Below are 20,095 nucleotides of genomic sequence, written 5' to 3'. Positions count from 1 at the left end.
ACTTTAGCACTTGCAGAAGTCTTCAAATCGACGGAGATGGGCGCCCACCTCAGGTGAGGTCGTTGACGCAGCGCAGCACCGGTCGGGAGGTGAGCGCGGCGGCGTCGAGCGGGCGGGTGGCGCGCACGGTGAACGTCACGCTCTCCCCCGGCAGCAGCGTCACCAGCGCCCGGTCCACCTGCGCGGCCGGGTCGAGGCGGTCCGCGAACAGCGTCAGGTCGCGCAGCACGGTCCGAGCGGTCACCCGGACCCGCCGGCCGCCGGCCGCCGGTTCGACCACCGCGTCCCACTCCGCCGCCGGCCAGCGCACGTCACGGTCCTCGGCGAAGAACCACAGCGCGCGCTCCGCGGCCTCCCCGGCGTCCGCGACGAGCAGTTCGGCGCGCCCGTCGTCCGGCCGCGCCAGCTCCGCCGGCAGCGCCACCACGACCGAGGAGTACGCCGGGACGTCGAGGTCGACCGAGGTCTTCGCCCTCGGCTCCCCGGTGACTGTCAGCCGGGTGACGGTGGCCGGCCCGCTCCACGCCTCGGCGGTCTCGTTCACCGCGACCAGCGCCAGCCCGCCGTCGCGCGGCTGCACGCTGAGCAGCCGGTCGGCGTAGGCGCGGCGCAGCGCGTACCACAGGGGTTTGCGACGGCCGTCGCCGTCGATCGCCGACCAGGACGTGACCGGCCAGCAGTCGTTGAGTTGCCACACGACGGTGCCGGCGCAGACCGGCCGGTGCGAGCGGAAGTGTTCCACGCCGAGCTGGATGGCGCGGGCCTGGTTGAGCTGGGTGAGGTAGTGCCAGTCGTCGAAGCCGGCGGGTGGCGGCAGGTGGGCGTCGAGCCCGCGCCGGAGCTTTCGGTCCCCGTCGGCGGCCTTCTGGTGGTGGGTCATGCCCGGCGAGTCGTGCGCGAGCGGTTCGTCGGAGAGCGCCCGGCGCAGCGTCGCGTACGCGGGTGGCGCCTGGTAGCCGAACTCGGCCACGAACCGGGGCACGTAGTCCCGGTAGCGCGTGTAGTCGTCTGTGTTCCAGACGTCCCAGATGTGCGTGGTGCCGTGCGCCGGGTCGTTGGGGTGGAGCTCCTCGCTGCCGGACCAGGGACTTCCCGGCCAGTACGGGACCGTGGGGTCGAGTTCGCCGACGATCGCGGGGAGCAGCTCCAGGTAGTAGCCGCGTCCCCAGGTGCGCCCGGCCAGGGGTTCCTGCCAGTCCCAGTCGTGCCAGCCCCAGATGTTCTCGTTGTTGCCGGTCCAGAGCACCAGCGAGGGGTGCCCGGCGAGCCGGGTGACCTGCCCCCGTGCTTCCGCCTCGACCTCGGTGCGGAACGGTTCCTCCTCCGGGTACGCCGCGCAGGCGAACAGGAAATCCTGTTGCACCAGCAGGCCCATCTCGTCGGCGAGGTCGTAGAAGTCGTCCGACTCGTACCGGCCGCCGCCCCAGACGCGCAGCAGGTTGACGTGCGCGCCGGCCGCCTGGCCGAACCGCTGCGCGAGACGGTCACGGGTGACCCGGTTCGGGAACGCGTCGTCGGGGATCCAGTTGACGCCCTTCACCCACACCGGCACGTCGTTGACGTGCAGCGCGAACGGGGTGCCGTGGGCGTCGGGCGTGGTGTCCAGCCGTACCGAGCGGAAGCCGATCCGGCGGGACTCGGCGTCCAGCTCCCGGCCGTCAATGGCGTGCAGGCTCACGTCGAGGTCGTAGCGCGGCTGGTCGCCGTACCCGATGGGCCACCACAGCGCGGGGTCGGCGACAGTGAGCGTCACGACGGCGGTCCGCTCCCCCGCCGGTACGGCGATCTCGGCGGTGACCCCGGCGACGGCGGCGCGGACGGTCAGCGGCTCGTCGCCGGCCCGCTCGACCTCGGCGCGCAGCTCGACCCGGCCGACGCCGTCGACCACAGTGACGAGCGGCCGCACCGACGCGAGCCGAGCCGTGGACCAGGCGTGCAGGCCGATGTCGCGCCAGATGCCGGCGGTGACGAGCGTCGGTCCCCAGTCCCAGCCGAAGTTGCAGGCGGTCTTGCGGATGAAGTGGAACGGCTCCGGATAGGCGTTGGGCCGGTCGCCGAGCCGGTCCCGGTGCGCCTCGGCGTACCGGTAGGGGGAGTCGAAGCGTACGGCCAGGGTGTTGGTGTCCGGGCGCAGCAGCGCGCGGACGTCGAAGCGGTACGAGCGGTGCTGGTTCTCGGTGCGGCCGACCTCGACGCCGTTGAGCGTCACTGTGGCGACGGTGTCCAGACCAGCGCAGACCAGGTCGACCCGCTCGTCGTCGCCGGGCCGCCAGGAGAATGCGGTCTCGTAGACCCAGTCGATGCGGCCGATCCAGGTGAGGCGGTTCTCGTTGTCGTCCCGGTACGGGTCGGGGATGAGGCCGCCCGCGAGCAGGTCGGTGTGCACACAGCCGGGCACCGTCGCCGGCACCGCCACCCCGGCGATCTCCGGCGGCACCGCCGGGCCGGGCTCGGCCCGCAGCGTCCACCCCTCGTGCAGCAACGTTCGACGGCTCACGACTTCACCGCGCCTTCCATGATTCCGCGGACGATCTGACGTCCACCGATGAACAGCATGACCAGCAGGGGGACGGTGGCGATGAACGCGCCCGCGAGCACCCGCCGGTAGATCACGTAGTTGCCGCTGGCCAGGTCGGAGACCGCCACCATCGAGGTGGGGTAGTCGGTGCCGCTGAGCGTGATCAGCGGCCACTGGAAGTCGTTCCAGGTGGCCACGAACGTGAGCAGGCCGAGCACCGCCAGCGCCGGGCGGATCGAGGGGACCACAATCGTCGCGTACACCCGCATGGTCGTGGCGCCGTCGACCCGGGCCGACTCGACAAGCTCGTCCGGGACGGTGTTCACGATGAACTGCCGCATGTAGAACACGCCGAACGCGGTGACCAGGCCGGGCGCGATGACCGCGAGCAGCGTGCCGTTCCAGCCGAGCTTGCCCATCACGATGTAGAGCGCGACGATGCCGAGCTGGTTGGGCACGGTGAGCGTGAGCACCACGAACAGCATCAGCGCGCCGCTGCCCTTGAAGCGCAGCTTGGCGAACGCGAACCCGGCCAGCGAGCAGAAGAACAGCACCGAGGCGGTCACCACCGCGGAGACGATGACGCTGTTGACGAGCGAGGCGGCGAAGTAGACGTCCTGGAGGGAGAAGACCTCCTCGACGTTCGTCAGGAACCGGTCGCCGGGGATCACCGCGGGCGGCAGCTTCGCCAGCGCCTCGTCGTTACTGGTGGCGATGACGAACATCCAGTAGAGCGGGAACGCGGCGAACAGCATGCTGACCGCGAGGAGCAGATAGGTCCAGAGGCCGGCCGGGGTGTCCTGCGGCGCCCGGGCCACCACACGTCGCGTCGTCACCGGCGGCCTCCGGAGAGTCGGTTGGTCAGCAAATAGTTGAGGCCGGCCACGACCAGGATGATCAGGAACAGCGCCCAGGACATGGCGGCGGCGTACCCGAGGTTCAGGTCCTTCCAGCCGACCTTGTAGATGAGCTGGGCGATGGTCTGCCACTCGCCGTCCGGCCCGCCGGTCGCGGCCTGGGCGTTCGGATCGAACAGCATCGGCTCGGTGAACAGCTGCAACCCGCCGATGGTGGAGAGGATGACTGTGAACACCACCACCGGCTGGATCATCGGGACGGTGATCCGCCAGAGCTGCTTCCACGGCCCGGCGCCGTCGATCGCCGCGGCCTCGTAGACGTCGCGCGGGATGGACTGCATGGCGGCCAGGTAGAGCAGCGCGTTGTAGCCGATCCACTTCCAGTTGACCATGGTGGCGATGGCGATCCAGGCCTGGAGCTTGCCGGCCCGCCAGTCGATCGGGTCGTCCGCGCCGCCGATGCCGAGCAGACCGAGCGCCCAGTTGGCCATGCCGAAGTCGCGGGAGAAGAAGACGCTGAACACCATCGTCGAGGCGACGATCGGCGTCACGTACGGCAGCAGCACGCCGACCCGCCACCACGTCTGCGCCCGGAGCTTGCGGTTGAGCAGCGACGCGACGAGCAGCGCGAGCAGCAGTTGCGGCACCGTGGAGAGCAGGAAGATGCCGAACGTGTTGTACAGCGCGTTCCAGAAGTCCTCGTCGGCGGACAGGCGGCTGAAGTTCTCCATGCCCGCCCAGTACGGCAACGTCGGGTCGTCCAGCCGGTAGTTCCGCAGCGACACGACCGCGTTGAACAGCAGCGGGAACAGCCCGAACACGATGAAGAGCAGGAAGAACGGCGCGATCATCAGGTACGGCATGTAGCGCATGTCGAAGCGGTACAGCCGGTCACGCCAGGTCATGCGCCGGTCGCCGGCGCTGCCGCGCTGCGGCGCGGGTGGGCGGCGGGGCGGCGCGGCACGGGTGCTGGACATCTGTTCACTCCAGGGCCGGGAGATCGGACGGGGACGGGGCGGAACGGGCCGCCTCGTCCCCGCTGACGTGTCAGGACTTCGCGGCCTTCTCGGCCTCCTTGACCGCCTCGGACCAGGCGGCGTCGGACTTGAGCGACTTGTTCTCCACCCGCCGGATCACGTTCTCCACCGCCACCCGGGTCGGGCCGTTCTTGCGGCCCAGGTACTGCGGGGTGAGGCCCTGCGCCATCTTCGGGAAGATCTGGCCGACCGGGGCGTCGTTGAAGAACGGGTTCTTGAAGTCGGCGATGGCCGGGTCGGCGTAGAGCGCCGGCTGCGACGGCAGATTCCCGACCTTCTTGAAGATCTCGATCTGCTGCTCCGGCGCGACCAGCCAGGTCAGCAGCTTGTACGCCTCGTCGACGTTCTTGCCCTGCTTGGGCAGCGTCAGGAACGAGCCGCCCCAGTTGCCGCCGCCACCGGGTACCGCGGCGATGTCCCACTTGCCCTGGGTGCCGGGCGCGGTGTCCTTGATGTGGCCGAGCATCCACGCCGGGCAGGCCAGCACCGCGAACGCCCCGCTGGTGAAGCCCTTGTCCCAGTCGGCCTGGAAGCTGACCAGGTTGGCCGACAGCCCGGCGCCGACGGCCTTGACCGTGTAGTCGAACGCGACCTTCGGGCCCTGCTCCATCCGGAGCTGGTCCTGCTCGTCGTAGAACCCGACCGGCTGCTGGCCGAGGATCGGGTTGAACAGGTTCGTGCCCGCGTCGATGAACTTCTTCTTCGTCGTGGTGGTGTATTGCTGGCCGACCTCGATGAACTTGTCCCAGGTGGGCCAGAGCGCGGACACCTGGTCGCGTTCGGTGGGCAGGCCGGCGGCCTTGAACAGGTCGGTGCGGTAGCACATGGCCAGACCGCCGACGTCGGTGCCGAGGCCGATCTGCGTCTTGCCGTCGGCCGACAGCGACTGCTTCCACTTCCACGGCAGGTACTTGCTCTCGTACGAGCCGGCGCCCTTGTCGAGCAGGTTGACGAACTTGTCGGACTGGCTGCGGAACTGGACCATGAAGCCCTCGTCGATCGCCGCGATGTCCGGCGCGCCGTTGCCCGCGACGAGCTTCTTCTGCAGGTCCTCGTGCTGGGCGTTGTACTCGCCCGAGTTGAGCTGGATCTTGACGTTCGGGTGCTCGGCCTCGTACCTGGCCTTGAGGTCCTGGAGGCCGAAGTCGCCCCAGAAGTTGATTTTCAGCGTTACCTGACCGCCGCCCGCGTCCGAGCCGCCGGTGGTGCTCCGGCCGCTGCACGCGGCGACCATGACCAGGGCGACGGCACCGGCGGCGGTCACGCGCGCCAGGTGCGTCCAGGACCGTCTCATCTCATCCTCCGCGCCGAATGGGAACGCTCCACATATCGAGGAACGTTGACTGAACCGGATAAGTGAGGCCACCGTACGGTTCACCCCCAGGGCTGTCAACGGGCGGTTACGAACGTGCCGGTCCGGTAACCGCACCGCCTTATCGGACCGCAGGTGGAGGCGCATTCGCCCGGACACCGGGTGACCGGGGAGAGCGGCATGCGCACTAAGCTGAACCGCACAAGCAGTGGCCGCCGGACACCGCGGCCGGCCGCAGCCCACGCCGACCGGGCCGCGGCGGCGGTGCAGTAGCGTCACCAGACGCCGGTGAGCCCGGCGACCGAGAACGCCCGCGAGGGCCGGACACAGTGGAGGAACGCTCCGGTGAAGCGGCCGACCATCGCCGACGTCGCCCGGCGTGCCGGGGTCTCCAAGGGCGCCGTGTCGTACGCGCTCAACGGCCAGCCCGGCGTCTCCGAGGCGACCCGCCAGCGCATCCTCGCGATCGCCGCCGAGATCGGGTTCCGGCCGAGCAGCGCCGCCCGCGCGCTGTCCGGCGCGACCGCGAAGGCGGTCGGGCTGGCGTTGTGCCGCCCCGCCCGGATACTCGGCATCGAGCCGTTCTTCATGGAGCTGATCAGCGGTGTCGAGGCCGAGCTGTCGGCCCGCTCGTACGCGCTCACCCTCCAGGTGGTCAGCGACCAGGAGGCCGAGATCGCTGTGTACCGGCGGTGGTGGGCCGAACGCCGGGTCGACGGCGTGCTCGTCTGCGACCTGCGCACCGACGACCGGCGGGTACCGGCGCTGGAGGAGCTGCAACTGCCGGCGGTGGTGATCGGCGGCCCCGGCCACACCGGCGGCCTGGCGAGCGTCTGGTCCGACGACGCGGCGGCGCTGGCCGAGACGGTGGAGTACCTGGTCGCGCTCGGGCACCGGCGCATCGCCCGGGTCGGCGGGCTGCCGTCGCTGCTGCACACCGAGATCCGCACCGAGGCGTTCACCGGCGTGTGCCGGCGGCTCGGGCTGGACGAGGCGCAGACGGTCTGGTCCGACTACACCGGCGAGGAGGGCGCGCGGGCCACCCGGCGGCTGCTCAGCTCCGCCGCCCGGCCGACAGCCGTCATCTACGACAACGACGTGATGGCGATCGCCGGGCTCTCGGTGGCCCAGGAGATGGGCCTGACCGTCCCCGGCGACCTGTCCATCGTGGCCTGGGACGACTCGCCGCTCTGCCGGCTGGTGCACCCGCCGCTGACCGCGCTGGGCCGGGACATCCCGGCGTACGGCGCGCACGCCGCCCGGCAACTCCTGGCGGTGATCGCCGGCGAGCCGGCCGCCGTGGTCCAGGACGAGACCGCGCACCTCACGCCGCGCGGCAGCACCGCACCACCTCGTACGGAGCGCTGAACCGGTTCAGCTCATCGGGCGGCGGACGGGAACTCCTCGAACCACGCCTCGACCCGCTCGGCGGTCGCCGGCCGGGCCAGCGCGAAGCCCTGCCCGTACCGGCAGCCGGCCCGCCGTGCCCCGGCCACCTGCCCCTCCGACTCCAGCTCCTCGACCACCAGCTCCACACCGAGCCGGTCGGCCAGGTTCGCCACCACGTCGATCAACGGACGCTGCCCGTCCCCACCCGGCCCGACCAGGTGCGGGCCCACCTTGAGCAGGTCGATCGGCAGGCGGCGGAGCTGGGCGAGCGAGGCGTGCTCGGCGCGGAAGTCGTCGAGCGCGGTCCGCACGCCGATCGAGCGGAGCCCGGCGAGCCGGGCCACCACGGTGGACAACTCGGCGCTGACCCCCGGCTCGGCCACCTCCACCACCAGCCGCTCCGGCGACACGTCGTACGCGGCGAGCGCGGTAGCGGTGCGGGCGACGAAGTCCGGCGCGGCCAGCTCGCGCGGCGTCACGTTCACCGCCATCCACAGCTCCCGGCCCCCCTCCGACCACGCGGCGAGCTGGCGGCAGGCGCGGTCCACCACCCAGCGCCCGATCTCGCCGACCAGATCGAGGTCGGTCGCCACCGGCAGCAACTCCGCCGGCAGCACGGTGCCCAGCGTGGGACTGCGCCAGCGCAGCAACGCCTCGGTGCCGACCGGCACCCGCTCCGCGAGCGCCACCACCGGCTGGTAGACCAGGTCCAGCTCACCGCGCGCCACCGCCCCGGGCAGCTCCCGTTCCAGATCCAGGCGCCGGACCAGTTGCTCCTCCAGATAGGCGTCGTACCACTCGACCCGGTCCCGGCCGAGCTGCACCGCCCGGCGGCGGGCCAGGTCGGCCTGGCGCAACACGTCCTCCGGTTCGCCGCCGCTGGTCTCGGCCAGCCCGACGCTCACCCGCACCCGGGCCGCCCCGCACGGCCGCGGGTACGGCTCGGTCAGCGCTGCCAGCAGCCGCGTGCCGAGCGCGTACGCGAGCACCGGCCCGAGGTCGGTGAGGATCGCGTACTCGGTGTCGCCGAGCCGGACGACCAGATCACGCGTCTCGGCGCCGGCCCGGAGCCGACGCGCGACCTCGGTGAGGACCGGTCCCTCCGGCACGGCGGCGCCCTCGCCGTGCAGGTCGACCACGAGCAGGGCGCCGCCGCTGCGCTGCGCCATCGCCCGGACCAGATCCGCGCGGGTCAACGGCGCGGGCTCGGCGGCCCGGGCGTCCGGTCCGAGCCGGCGCCGCAACCACGCCTCACGGGCCGCGAGCCGTTGCACCCGGCGACGCTGGTCCGCGGCGGCGAGCAGTTCCCCCGCCATGATCGGCGGAATGACCGCCAGGCCCAGGGCCATCGCGCCGGTGCTGAACTCCCCCACCGCGCACAGGTGGACACCGGCGGCCAGCGCGGCGATCCCGGCTGGCGCGGTCAGGCGGGGCCAGGCGGCCGGCGCCAGGTCCCGGCCCGGCCGCTCCCCCGCCCAGGCGCGCCGCAGGCCGGCGACGGTGAGCAGCGCTCCCGCCAGCAGCGGCGCCGCGACCACCGGCAGCGCCCGTTCCGGCGCGTCGTACGCCAGCAGCACCACCAGCAGCGTCAGCCCGCCGAGCGTCAGCGCCGCCCCGGCGTGGCAGCCCGCGGCACCCGGCCGGCGGCGGCGTTCGGCGAGGGCCGCCACCACGAGTACGGCCAGCAGCACCGCGCCGCCCGACGCGGCGATCCCGGCGACGGCCCGGACCGGGCCGCCCGGCAGCAGCATCCAGCCGGCGAAGACCAGGCTGACGCCGAGCGCGAGCACGTCGACGCCACGGCGCACCAACTCGGGGCCGGACATCCGGGACCGGCCGGGCAGGCGCAGCAGCGCCGTCACGTACAGCGGCGTGGTGAGGCACAGCCCGGTCAGCGCGATCGGCAGCCGGTGCGCGGGATCGCTCAGCGGCAGCACCGCGACGGTGAGCCCGGCGACCAGGACGGCGGCGTCCAGGATCGCAGCGACCCGGCGGGACAGCGCGACCCGGCGTGCCTGCCGCCCGGTCGTCACGCCCGGCGCGGTGCCGTCCCGACGCTCGGGCGGCACGCCGGGCGAGGCGGCGTGCCGGTGCCCGGCCGGCCGGGCCGGCGAGGCGGCGTGCCGGTGCTCGGGCGGCCCGGTGCCCGCGCTCCGGGCTGGCGATTCGGTGGTTCGGGCGTCGACGGTCGGCGGCACGTTCGGGGTGAGGTCGCTCGGAGCGGCGGGCAGCGCTCCGCCGGCCAGCCAGGCGAGCCGGACGCAGGCGAGCGCGGATCCACCGGCGACGGCGAGCGCGGCGGCGGCCGGACCGGGCAGGAGCCCGGCGACGCCCGCCAGGAGAAAGACCGCGCCGGTGAGCGATACGGCGACATCGGACAGGGGTGGCCGCCGACGGGGACCGGCGGGAGGGGGGACGGGCACGGCGGTCGCCTTCGTGAGGGGGCACGGGGGCGGTGCGGTTGCGGTTCGCGGTACGACGTGCGGGGTCGGGCAGGCGGGACGCATCGGCGGGGACCGCTGCGGCCATGCCTAGAAACGATCCCGGAAGCGCCCGGTGACGTCACCACACCAGTGACATGCGTCACACCCCACCCATAGGGGCCCGCTCGCGCCAGATCTTGGTACGCAATCGCCCTCGGGAGGGCAGAGACGTGCCAAGATCTCCAGAGCTGACGGCGGCGATGGAACGGGGAATGAGAGCGGCTTGCACCGGGAGGCGGGCGCGCTACGGACGAGCGTGGGGGGATGGGACGCCGGTCTGCCGGGGCGAGGGGTGGTGGGAGTCGGCCGGGTGGGATCATCGGAGGGTGAGCCGTGCCGATACCGTCCGTTTCCGACACAACCAGGCCATCCTGGTCGCCGCGATCGTCGCCGCCATCGGCGCGCTGCCACTGGCCACCGCCCGCTGGTGGCTGCTCTGGGTGCTGCTCGTCCCGGTCGCGGTCGCGGTCTGGGCGTGGCGCTCCGGCACCGACGCCGACGCCTCGGAACTGCGGCTGCGGGCGCTCGCCGGGCAACGCCGGGTGCCGTGGACGCGCGTCGCCGAACTGGCCGGCGACGCCCGGGGCCGCGCGCTCGCCCGGCTCGACGACGGCGAAGTCGTCATGCTGCCGGCGGTACGCGCCACCGAGCTGCCCCACCTGATCGCCGTCACCGGGCAGGAGCTGCCCGGTGAGGCGAACGATCAGTAGCCGTCGACCACCCGGTTCGTCAGCTCCTCCCCGGCCGCGTACCGGCGCAGTTGCTCGGCCACCAGGCGGTACGCCCGCGGCAGCAGACCGCGTACCGAGCCGCCGATGTGCGGGGTGAGCAGCAGGTTCGGCAGCTCCCACAGAGGATGGTCGGCGGGCAGCGGCTCCGGGTCGGTGACGTCCACCGCCGCCCGCAGGCGCCCCGAGGTCAGCTCGGCGAGCAGCGCCGGGGTGCTGACCACCGGCCCCCGTGCGGCGTTCACCAGCAACGCGCCGTCCGGCATCGCGGCCAGGAAACGCTCGTCGACCAGGCCCCGGGTCTGGTCGGTCAGCGGCACCAGCAGCACCACCACGTCCGCCCCGGGCAGCAGGGCGGGCAGCTCGTCCACCCCGTGCACGCCCTGGTCCGGTCGCGGCGTACGGGCCACCAGCGTGAAGCTCACCTCGAACGGGGTGATCCGGTCGCGCACCGCCGTGCCGATCGAACCGGCGCCCACGATGAGCACGCGCTTGCCGGCCAGTTCGTCGGTCGGCGCCACCTCGTCGTACGCCCACTCGCGCCGCGCCTGCGCCCGGGCCAGCGGCGCGAACCCGCGCAGCGAGGACAGGATCGCGGCCACCACCCACTCGGCGGTGGGCGAGTCGTGCACGCCCCGGGCGTCGCAGAGCGTCACGCCGTCCGGGACGCGCCCCACCCAGGCGTCCGCGCCGGCGGAGAGAAGCTGCACCACCTCAACGTCCGGCAGCCGGGCCAGGAACGCGCCGGCGTCCGGGCCGGACAGGAACGGCGGTACCCAGAACCGCACCCCGTCCGGGGACGACGGGAGCCGGTCCGGGTCCGCCAGCAGCTCCACGGTGACGCCGGGCGGTGGCTCGCCGAGCAGCCGGAGGCCCTCGGGGTGCGGGATCCATGCCTTCACGACCGCCGACGATATCGGCCCCGGGACGGCGGGCGCGGCGTGACCCGTGACGAACACCGCGGCGGGAATGGAGTGACGTCCCAGCGGGGTATAACCGAAAACGGGACGCCGGCCGGGCGTTACGGTTGCTGAGGGCGGTGGCGATGAGCGAGGACGGCCCGGGGCGGATGTCCGTGCCGATTCCCGCATTGGCCGATCCCGACCGGTTGCGTGCGCTCGGGGAGACCCGGCTCGACGCCGTACCCGACGAGGCGTTCGACAGGTTCGCCCGGCTGGTCGGCGACCTGCTCGACGTGCCTGTCGCGCTGGTCTCCCTGGTCGACGCCGACCGGCAGTTCTTTCCCGGCGCGACCGGGCTGCCGGAGCCCTGGGCGGCGCGCCGGCAGACACCGCTGAGCCACTCGTTCTGCCAGCACGTGGTGGACGTCGAAATGCCGTTGGTGTTGCCCGACGCCCGCCTCTCCCCCCGGGTACGCCTCAACCTGGCCATCGAGGACCTGGGCGTGGTGGCGTACGCCGGAATGCCGCTCACCGACCTGGACGGGCGGGTGCTCGGCTCGCTCTGCGCGATCGACAGCAAGCCCCGGGCCTGGACCGCGGAGCAGTTGCGTACGCTCGCCGACCTGGCGGCCGCGTGCTCCTCGGAGCTGCGGCTGCGCATCGCGGTCCGGGGCGCCGAGGAGGCCCGCCGCCGGGCCGAGGAGGCGCACGACCGGCTCGCCATGCTGGCCGGGATGAGCCAGATGCTCGGCGGCACGCTCGACGTGGCCACTGCGGTCGACCGGCTCGGGCACGCCATGGTGCCGCTGCTCGCCGACTGGTGCCTCATCACGCTCGTCGACCCGGCGGGACGCCCGCGCAGCGTCAGCGGCCTGCACCGGGACGCCGACCGGGAGGGTGACCTCGCCCGCTTCGCCGAGCTGCTGGTCACCGGGCTCGGCCCGGAGTCGCAGATCCGGTCGGTGCTGCGCACCGGGCGGCCGGTGGTGCGCGCGGTGGCCGGGCTGGCGGACGTGGCGCGCGGCGGCACCCGCCCGGAGCTGGTGCCGCTCGCCGAGCGGCTCGGCGTCGGCTCCCACCTGACCGTGCCGATCACCGCCGCCGGGGACCGGATCATCGGGGCCGTCACGCTCGTCAACCGTCCGGGCCGGCGCGGCTTCGACGACAGCGACCTGCGCACCGCCCAGGACATCGGGGTACGCGCCGGACAGGCGGTCGGCAACAGCCGCCTCTACGGCGAGCAGCGCCACGTCGCCGAGGTGCTCCAGCACAGCATGCTGCCCACCCTGCCGACGGTGCCGGGGATCGAGCTGGCCGCCCGCTATCTGCCGGTCGCGGACCGGGTCGAGGTGGGCGGCGACTGGTACGACGCGTTCGTCCAGCCCGACGGCGAGTTGGTGGCCGCGATCGGTGACGTCGCCGGTCACGACATCGAGGCGGCGGCCACCATGGGTCAGTTGCGCAACCTGGTGCGCGGCAACGCGTACGGGCGCGACGACCCGGTGGAGAAGCTGGTGGCCCAGCTCGACCGGGCCATGGGCGGGCTGCGGGTGCCCACTGTCGCCACCGCGGTGCTGGCCCGGATCCGCCCGGACGCGGACGGGCTGCGGGTCTCCTGGTGCAACGCCGGGCACCCGCCGCCGGTGCTGGTCCGGGCGGACGGCACGGTCGCGGTGGCCGAAGGACGCGGCCCGCTGCTCGGCCTGGCCCGCGCGCCCCGGCGTACCGGCCGGACGCTGGTCCTCGCCCCCGGCGACACGCTGCTGCTGCACACCGACGGGTTGATCGAGCGCCGGGACCGGCCGATCGACGAGGGGCAGGCCGACCTGCTCGCCCACCTCGGCGCCAACGGGCCGGGCGGATCGCTGGACCTCCTCTGCGATCGGCTGCTCGCCGCCGCGCACCGCCGCGAGGACGACGTCGCCCTGCTGGCCCTGCGCGCCGGCTGAGCGGACCGGTCCGGCTTCTCCGCCCTGTTCGACAGGCCGATCGAACGACGCTCGACCTGCCCGGTTCGGCGCTTCGCCCGGCTAGGCTGGGCCGGGTGAGAGCGCCTCTTCCGTACCCCCGCGTCCGCCGGCTCCGCACGGCGCTGGCGGTGTCCTGCGCGGCGCTGCTGCTGGGCAGCGCCGGTTGCGCCCTCGGGAAGCCCGAGCCGGACCCGGCCGGCGCTCCGCCCAACCTGCCGAGCCCGTCCAGCACCGCCAGCCCGGGTGGGGCCGGCCAGCAGGTGGTCGCCACCGTGCTGGCCAAGGGCCTGGAGGTGCCGTGGGGCATCACGTTCCTGCCCGACGGCGCGGCGCTGGTGACCGAGCGGGACAAGGGGCGGATCCTCCAGGTCGGCCCGGAGTCCGGCCCGGACGGGCTTGCCGTGCGGCCGGTGCAGACCGTGCCGGACGTGGCCGCCGGCGGCGAGGGCGGCCTGCTCGGCATCGCGGTCTCCCCGGCGTACGAGCGGGACCGGACGATCTTCGTCTACTACACCGCCGAGAACGACAACCGGATCGCCAAGATGCGGCTCGGGCAGGTGCCGACGCCGATCCTGACCGGCATTCCGAAGGCCGGCACGCACAACGGCGGCGGGCTGGGCTTCGGCCCGGACGGCCTCCTCTACGCCAGCACCGGGGACGCCGGGCGCACCGAGAACGCCCAGGACGCGAAGAGCCTCGGCGGCAAGATCCTGCGGATCACCCCGGACGGCAAGCCGGCGCCGGGCAACCCGACCGCCGGGTCGCCGGTCTGGTCGACCGGGCACCGCAACGTGCAGGGCTTCGCCTGGACGCCGGACAAGAAGATGTACGCGGTGGAGTTCGGGCAGAACACCTGGGACGAGATCAACCCGATCAACAAGGGCGGCAACTACGGGTGGCCCCGGGTGGAGGGGCGCAGCGACGACAGGCGCTACGTCAACCCGATCACGCAGTGGCCCACCGGTGACGCCTCCTGCTCCGGCCTGGCCGCCGTGGATCGGCTGCTGGTCACCGCCTGCCTGCGGGGGCAGCGGCTCTGGCTGGTGGAGCTGGCCGGCAACGGGACCGTCCTCGGCCAGCCGCGCGACCTGCTCACCGACAAGTACGGCCGGCTCCGGGCCGCGGCGGTGGCTCCGGACGGCTCGCTCTGGGTGAGCACCTCGAACCGGGACGGGCGGGGCCGGCCCGCCGCCGAGGACGACCGCCTCCTGCGGCTGGTCTTCGCCGACGGGGGCGCCGGCCGGAGCTGATCCGGTTCGACGGGTTTGTCAAGATCGCTCAAGGGGCAGGTCAGGATCTCAGCATGGACGGCCACGACAACGAAGAGCACCGCGCGGGGGACGAGACGTCACCCGCGCGGGGGCGTGCCCGCCGCTGGGCGGACTGGCGGCCCGGTCACCGGCTGCGCCGGCTGGGTGTCGTGCTGGCCCTGCTCGCGGTCACGCTCGGCGGCATCGTGGTCGGCACGTACGCGGGCGGCCACGTCGGCACCGACATCGGCCCGTTCCGGGCCGAGCTGAAACTCAGCCCGTCGCTGAGCGGCGGCACCACAGTCGACATCCCGCCGCTGGGCGCGCTGCTGCTGGACAGCCACGACGGGCCGGCGTACCTGACCGTCGAGGTGGGCGCGCTCGACCAGGGGCGCACCGAGGCGCTGATCGACGACCCGGCCAGCATCAGCCGGGCCAGCCAGTCGGCGGTGCAGGACGTCCGCGACGGCGTGATGCGGCTCGGGCTGCGTACGCTCGCCTCGGCGGTGCTGGCCACGCTGATCCTGGCCGCGCTGGTCTTCCGCGACGTCCGCCGTACCGCCTGGGCCGGCGGCCTGTCGCTCGTCATCACCGCCGGCAGCCTCGGGATGGCCGCGACCACGCTGCGCCCGCAGGCGATCGAGGAGCCACGGTACGAGGGCCTGCTGGTCAACGCGCCCGCGATCGTGGGCGACGCGCGGCGGATCGCCAACGACTACACCAAGTACGCCGAGCAGTTGCAGCGGCTGGTCGGCAACGTCAGCAAGCTGTACACCACGGTCTCCGCGCTGCCTGTGGTGCAGCCGTCGCCCGGCACCACCCGGGTGCTGCACGTGTCGGACATGCACCTCAACCCGACCGGCTGGCAGCTGATCCGTACCGTTGTCGAGCAGTTCGGCATCGACGTGGTCATCGACACCGGCGACATGACCGACTGGGGCAGCGAGCCGGAGGCGTCCTTCGTCGGCTCGATCGGCCTGCTCAAGAAGCCGTACGTGTTCATTCGCGGCAACCACGACTCGCCCCGCACCGCCGCGGCGGTGGCCCAGCAGCCGAACGCGATAGTGCTGAACAACTCGATCACGACGGTGGCCGGGCTGACCATCGCCGGCATCGGCGACCCCCGCTTCACCCCGGACAAGGAGACCTCGCCGGCCGGCAGCGGCCTCACCGCCGCGGTCGCGGACCAGGTGATCGGCGCCGGCGAACAGCTCGCCGCCACGATCGAGAAGTCGCCGCGCAAGGTGGACATCGCGCTGGTGCACGACCCCGCCTCGGCCGGGCCGCTCTCCGGCACCTGCCCGCTGGTGCTCTCCGGGCACACCCACTCGCGGCAGGTGTCGAAGCTGCCGGAGGTGCCCGGCAAGCAGCCGACCACGCTGATGGTGGAGGGCTCGACCGGCGGGGCCGGGCTGCGCGGCCTGGAGGGCGAGAAGCCGACCCCGCTGACCATGACGGTGCTCTACTTCGACCAGCAGAAGCTGCTCCAGGCCTACGACGAGATCACCGTGGGCGGGACCGGGCAGTCGCAGGTCAACCTGGAGCGGCACGTCATCCGCGACCCGGCCAAGGGCGACCAGGTGCCGGTCACCCCGACCCCGACCCGCGGCCCCTCGGGCTCGCCGTCGCCGAGCACGGCCACCCCCAGCCCCACCACGACCCGCTGACCCCGCCGGGGCGCGGGGGTCGGCGGGTCAGCGCAGCGCGATCGCGGCCAGCGCGGCGTTGACGATGCTGCCCGGCAGCAGGTCGTGCAGCTCGTACAGCTCCCGGACGCTGCCGGACTGGCCGAACTCGTCCACGCCGAGCGGCACCGCCGGGGCGCCGACCGCCGAGCCGAGCCAGGCCATCGCATGCGACGCCGCGTCGTGCACCGTGACCACCGGCACCCGGTCGGCGAACGCCGACCGCAGCGCGCCCGGCACGCTCGGCACGGTCGCGGTCCGCACACCCTGGCGCAGCGTCCGCTGCCACGCCCGGTAGAGGCGGTCCAGGCTGGTCACGTCGACCACGTGCGCGGCCACGCCCTCCTCCGCCAGCTCCGCGGCGGCCGCGAGCACCTCCGGCAGCACCGCGCCGGAGGCGGCGAGCTGCACGACCGGGGCGTCAGCCAGTTCGGGGTACGCCTGGTGCGCGTCCACGAGCCGGTACGCGCCGGCCACCACCTGCCGCCGCAGCACCGCGTCCCCGAGCCGGGTCCGGGCCGCCTCGAACGGCGCCTGGTCGATCGGCCGGGTGCTGAGCCGGAAGTAGTACGCCCCGTCCTCGGCCGGCGCGGCCGTGGCGGCGGGCGCGGCGCCACCGGCGATCTGGCCGAGCGCGTCGCAGAGCAGCCAGTCGAGGCTGCCGGCGTACGCGGGTTCCAGGAACGTCACACCCGGCAGCTCCAGGCCGACCGAGGCGGTGATGGTGGACTGGTGCGCGCCGCCCTCGGGCGCCAGCGTGATGCCGGACGGGGTGCCGGCCACCACGAACCGGGAGCCGGAGTACGTGCCGTAGAGGAACGCGTCGAGACCGCGCAGCACGAACGGGTCGTAGACGGTGCCCACCGGCAGCAGCGGCTGGCCGGACAGGTCCCACGACAGGCCGAGCTGGCCCAGCAGCAGGAACAGGTTCATCTCCGAGATGCCCAGCTCGATGTGCTGCCCGGCGGGGCTCTCGGTCCAGCGCAGCATCCGGTCCTCGGTCCAGGAACGCTGCTCGGTCGGCGCGAACACGCCCGTCTTGTTGATGAAACCGGCCAGGTTGGTCGAGGTCGCCACGTCCGGGGCGGTGGTCACCAGGTAGGGCGCCACCTGCGGATCGCGGGCCAGGTCGACCAGCACCCGCCCGAAGACCTCCTGGGTGGAGACGGGCTTGTTGGCGCGTACCCGCGTGGTTTCCGGAACGGTGACGCCCAGCGCCCGCTCGCGCGGCGCGCGGGACAGCGCCTCCCGGCGCTCGCCGGCCCGGATGCCGGCCGGGGACGCCGGGTCGAGGCGGTCCCACTCGGTCTCCGGGGTCAGGCCGTTCGCGGCGCGCAGCGCGTCGACCTGCTCGGTGGTGAGCAGCGCCGAGTGGTTGCGCGGGTTGCCGGCGATCGGCAGGCCCCAGCCTTTGACCGTGTACGCGAACACGACGCTGGGCCGGTCGGTGACCGCGTCGCACTGGGCGTACGCGTCGAGCATGGCCTGCGTGTCGTGCCCGCCCAGGTCGGTGACGAGCGGGCCCAGCTCGTCGTCGCCGATGTCGGCGACGAACGCGGCGACCTCGGCCGGCGCGCCGTCCAGGAACTGCTTGCGCAGCGCCGGCCCGGCCAGCCCGAACAGCGACTGGTACTGCTCGTTGGGCATCCGGTCGATCCAGTCGCGCAGCGCCGCGCCGCCCGGCCGGGCGTACGCCTCGGCGAGCCTCCGGCCGTACTTGACCTCCACGACGTGCCAGCCGGCCGCCTCGAACTGGCCGCGCCACTGGTTGATCCGGATGCCGGGGACCACCCGGTCCAGAGACTGCCGGTTGAAGTCGACCAGCCACATCACGTTGCCCAGGCCGGTGGTGGCCGGGTCGGCGACCGCCTCCCAGATGTTGCCCTCGTCCAGTTCGGCGTCGCCGATGAGGGCGACGAACCGGGAGTGCGGGCGCGGGCCGAAGTGCGCGTCGACGTAGCGGCGGGTCACGGCGGCGAACAGTGGCGCGGCGGCGCCCAGGCCGACCGAGCCGGTGGAGAAGTCGACCTCGTCCGGGTCCTTGGTGCGCGAAGGGTACGACTGGAGGCCGCCGCGTGCCCGCAGCTTCGGCAGGTACGCCTTGTCGAGGTTGCCGAGCAGGTACTGGATGGCGTGGAACACCGGCGAGGCGTGCGGCTTCACCGCTACCCGGTCCTCGGCGTCCAGGTGGTGGAACCAGAGCGCGGTCATCGCCGTGACCAGGGACGCGCTGGACGCCTGGTGGCCGCCGACCTTCACCCCGTCGCCGGTGTCGCGGTCGTGGTTGGCCGCGTCGACGATGCGGGTGGCGAGCCAGAGCACCCGGCGCTGGATCTCGTCGAGGACGTCGGTGTTCACGGTTTCTCCATCCGGGCGTCGCCGTTGACGCCCACTGAGTGGGGGTGAGGCGTTAGGAAGGGCCCCTTCCCATGCACCAGGCGTTAAGAAGGGGCCCTTCCTTACACGTCAGGCGCCGAGGCGCGCCAGGATCAGCTCGCGGACCGTCTTCGCGTCCGCCTGGCCGCGGGTGGTCTTCATGACCGCGCCGACCAGCGCGCCGGCCGCCGCGACCTTGCCGCTGCGGATCTTGTCGGCGACGTCCGGGTTGGCGGCGATCGCCTCGTCCACGGCCGCGGTGAGCGCGCCGGTGTCCGAGACGACCTCCAGGTTGCGGTTGGTCATGATCTCGGTCGGCGAGCCCTCCCCGGCCACCACGCCCTCAAGCACGGTACGGGCCAGCTTGTCGTTGAGCTTGCCGGCGTCGACCAGGCTCTGCAGCTCGGCGACCTGGGCCGGGGTCGCGCCCACGTCGGCCAGTTCCACGCCGGCCTCGTTGGCGCGGCGGGACAGCTCGCCCAGCCACCACTTGCGGGCGGCCGCAGGGGTGGCGCCGGCGGCGACCGTCGCCTCGATCAGCTCGACCGCGCCGGCGTTGACCACCGACTGCATGTCGAGGTCGGACAGGCCCCAGCCCTGCTGGATCCGCTTGCGACGCAGCCGCGGCAGCTCCGGCAGGGCCGCCTTCAGCTCGGCCACCCACGCGGTGTCCGGGGCGAGCGGCACCAGGTCCGGCTCCGGGAAGTAGCGGTAGTCGGTGGCGGTCTCCTTGGACCGGCCCGACGTGGTGTCGCCGGTGTCCTCGTGGAAGTGCCGGGTCTCCTGGGTGATCCGGCCGCCCGCCTCCAGCACCGACGCCTGCCGCAGCATCTCCGAGCGGACCGCCCGCTCGACCGAGCGCAGCGAGTTGACGTTCTTGGTCTCGGTGCGGGTGCCCCACTCCTCGCCCGGCCGGTTCAGCGACGTGTTGACGTCGCAGCGCAGCGAGCCCTCCTCCATCCGCACGTCCGAGACGCCGAGCGAACGGATCACGTCGCGCAGCTCGGCGACGTACGCGCGGGCGACCTCGGGCGCGAGCGCACCGGTGCCGGGGATGGGCTTGGTGACGATCTCGACCAGAGGGATGCCGGCCCGGTTGTAGTCGACGAGCGACTCGGTGGCGCCGTGGATGCGGCCGGTGGCGCCGCCGACATGCAGCGTCTTGCCGGTGTCCTCCTCCAGGTGCACCCGCTCGATGCCGATGCGCACCAGCTCGCCGTTCACCTCGACGTCCAGGTAGCCGTCGAAGCACAGCGGCTCGTCGTACTGGCTGATCTGGAAGTTCTTCGGCATGTCCGGGTAGAAGTAGTTCTTCCGGGCGAACCGGCACCATTCGGCGATCGAACAGTTCAGCGCCAGCCCGATCCGGATGGTCGCCTCGATGGCGGCCTTGTTCGCTACCGGCAGCGAGCCGGGCAGGCCGAGGCAGACCGGGCAGACCCGGGTGTTCGGCTCGCCGCCGAAGTCGGTCGGGCAGCCGCACCACATCTTGGTGTTCGTGCCCAGCTCGACGTGGGTCTCCAGGCCGATCACCGGTTCGAAGCGCGCGACGACCTCGTCGTACGCGGGCAGCGTCGTGGTCATGAGA

At 73.2% G+C, this 20,095-nt stretch carries 13 protein-coding genes; 5 read left to right on the top strand and 8 right to left on the bottom strand.

The features are described 5' to 3' along the window. Positions 1-49 precede the first annotated feature (49 nt). From FHU28_RS09385 to FHU28_RS09370, 4 genes are all read right to left on the bottom strand, one after another. Entirely contained in the window at positions 50-2,497 is a 2,448-nt protein-coding gene (locus FHU28_RS09385) for a glycoside hydrolase family 2 protein (protein ID WP_184682871.1), read from the bottom strand. Further along, entirely contained in the window at positions 2,494-3,354 is an 861-nt protein-coding gene (locus FHU28_RS09380; protein WP_184682870.1) for a carbohydrate ABC transporter permease, read from the bottom strand. The genes FHU28_RS09385 and FHU28_RS09380 overlap by 4 nt, the downstream gene beginning before the upstream one ends. Beyond that, a complete protein-coding gene (locus tag FHU28_RS09375) occupies positions 3,351-4,352 on the bottom strand; it encodes a carbohydrate ABC transporter permease (protein WP_184682869.1) in 1,002 nt (333 codons plus the stop codon). The genes FHU28_RS09380 and FHU28_RS09375 overlap by 4 nt, the downstream gene beginning before the upstream one ends. A gap of 70 nt (positions 4,353-4,422) precedes the next feature. Further along, on the bottom strand, positions 4,423-5,706 hold the full coding sequence (locus FHU28_RS09370; RefSeq protein ID WP_184682865.1) for an ABC transporter substrate-binding protein: 1,284 nt from the start codon (positions 5,704-5,706) through the stop codon (positions 4,423-4,425). Between the two features lie 363 nt (positions 5,707-6,069). On the opposite strand from FHU28_RS09370, the gene FHU28_RS09365 reads away from it, so the two are divergent. After that, the gene (locus tag FHU28_RS09365) at positions 6,070-7,092 is read left to right on the top strand and encodes a LacI family DNA-binding transcriptional regulator (RefSeq protein ID WP_184682859.1); all 1,023 of its coding nucleotides are present in this window, start codon (positions 6,070-6,072) and stop codon (positions 7,090-7,092) included. An 11-nt stretch (positions 7,093-7,103) separates the two neighbouring features. On the opposite strand, the gene FHU28_RS09360 is transcribed toward FHU28_RS09365, so the two are convergent. Beyond that, positions 7,104-9,536, bottom strand: coding sequence for an EAL domain-containing protein (locus tag FHU28_RS09360; RefSeq protein ID WP_311773553.1), 2,433 nt, complete (start codon positions 9,534-9,536; stop codon positions 7,104-7,106). A gap of 386 nt (positions 9,537-9,922) precedes the next feature. Here FHU28_RS09360 and FHU28_RS09355 point away from each other — a divergent pair, with 386 nt between their 5' ends. Beyond that, entirely contained in the window at positions 9,923-10,306 is a 384-nt protein-coding gene (locus tag FHU28_RS09355; protein WP_184682856.1) for a PH domain-containing protein, read from the top strand. On the opposite strand, the gene FHU28_RS09350 is transcribed toward FHU28_RS09355, so the two are convergent. Continuing rightward, the gene (locus FHU28_RS09350; RefSeq protein ID WP_184682855.1) at positions 10,300-11,226 is read right to left on the bottom strand and encodes a 2-hydroxyacid dehydrogenase; all 927 of its coding nucleotides are present in this window, start codon (positions 11,224-11,226) and stop codon (positions 10,300-10,302) included. The genes FHU28_RS09355 and FHU28_RS09350 overlap by 7 nt on opposite strands. Before the next feature lie 143 nt (positions 11,227-11,369). Between FHU28_RS09350 and FHU28_RS09345 the strand changes: the two genes are divergently transcribed. The 3 genes from FHU28_RS09345 to FHU28_RS09335 all read left to right on the top strand — a co-directional run bounded on the left by FHU28_RS09345 (position 11,370) and on the right by FHU28_RS09335 (position 16,113). Continuing rightward, positions 11,370-13,175, top strand: a complete 1,806-nt coding sequence (locus FHU28_RS09345; RefSeq protein ID WP_184682853.1) for a SpoIIE family protein phosphatase — start codon at positions 11,370-11,372, stop codon at positions 13,173-13,175. 95 nt (positions 13,176-13,270) lie between these two features. Then, positions 13,271-14,446 carry a PQQ-dependent sugar dehydrogenase gene (locus tag FHU28_RS09340; RefSeq protein ID WP_184682852.1) on the top strand — a complete coding sequence of 392 codons (1,176 nt, stop codon included), beginning with the start codon at positions 13,271-13,273 and terminating at the stop codon, positions 14,444-14,446. Positions 14,447-14,499: 53 nt separating this feature from the next. Then, positions 14,500-16,113 carry a metallophosphoesterase family protein gene (locus FHU28_RS09335; protein ID WP_184682850.1) on the top strand — a complete coding sequence of 538 codons (1,614 nt, stop codon included), beginning with the start codon at positions 14,500-14,502 and terminating at the stop codon, positions 16,111-16,113. A gap of 27 nt (positions 16,114-16,140) precedes the next feature. Here FHU28_RS09335 and FHU28_RS09330 read toward each other — a convergent pair whose 3' ends face one another. Both FHU28_RS09330 and gatB read right to left on the bottom strand, forming a co-directional pair. Beyond that, positions 16,141-18,489 (bottom strand): transketolase-like TK C-terminal-containing protein, encoded by a 2,349-nt coding sequence (locus FHU28_RS09330; protein WP_184682847.1) that lies wholly within the window; start codon positions 18,487-18,489, stop codon positions 16,141-16,143. A gap of 108 nt (positions 18,490-18,597) precedes the next feature. Beyond that, complete coding sequence (gene gatB, locus FHU28_RS09325) at positions 18,598-20,091, bottom strand: Asp-tRNA(Asn)/Glu-tRNA(Gln) amidotransferase subunit GatB (RefSeq protein ID WP_184682845.1); 1,494 nt, start codon at positions 20,089-20,091, stop codon at positions 18,598-18,600. Positions 20,092-20,095: the final 4 nt, after the last annotated feature.

The organism is Micromonospora echinospora (assembly GCF_014203425.1).
Classification (GTDB): Bacteria; Actinomycetota; Actinomycetes; order Mycobacteriales; family Micromonosporaceae; genus Micromonospora; species Micromonospora echinospora_A.
This window is presented reverse-complemented; position numbering and strand designations above follow the sequence as displayed.

What these genes read in the sequence shown, in the direction of transcription:
- FHU28_RS09375 (WP_184682869.1), bottom strand. Translation starts at nt 4,352, where the DNA reads ATGTCCAGCACCCGTGCCGCGCCGCCCCGCCGCCCACCCGCGCCGCAG.
- FHU28_RS09370 (WP_184682865.1), bottom strand. Translation starts at nt 5,706, where the DNA reads ATGAGACGGTCCTGGACGCACCTGGCGCGCGTGACCGCCGCCGGTGCC.
- FHU28_RS09345 (WP_184682853.1), top strand. Translation starts at nt 11,370, where the DNA reads ATGAGCGAGGACGGCCCGGGGCGGATGTCCGTGCCGATTCCCGCATTG.
- FHU28_RS09335 (WP_184682850.1), top strand. Translation starts at nt 14,500, where the DNA reads ATGGACGGCCACGACAACGAAGAGCACCGCGCGGGGGACGAGACGTCA.
- gatB (WP_184682845.1), bottom strand. Translation starts at nt 20,091, where the DNA reads ATGACCACGACGCTGCCCGCGTACGACGAGGTCGTCGCGCGCTTCGAA.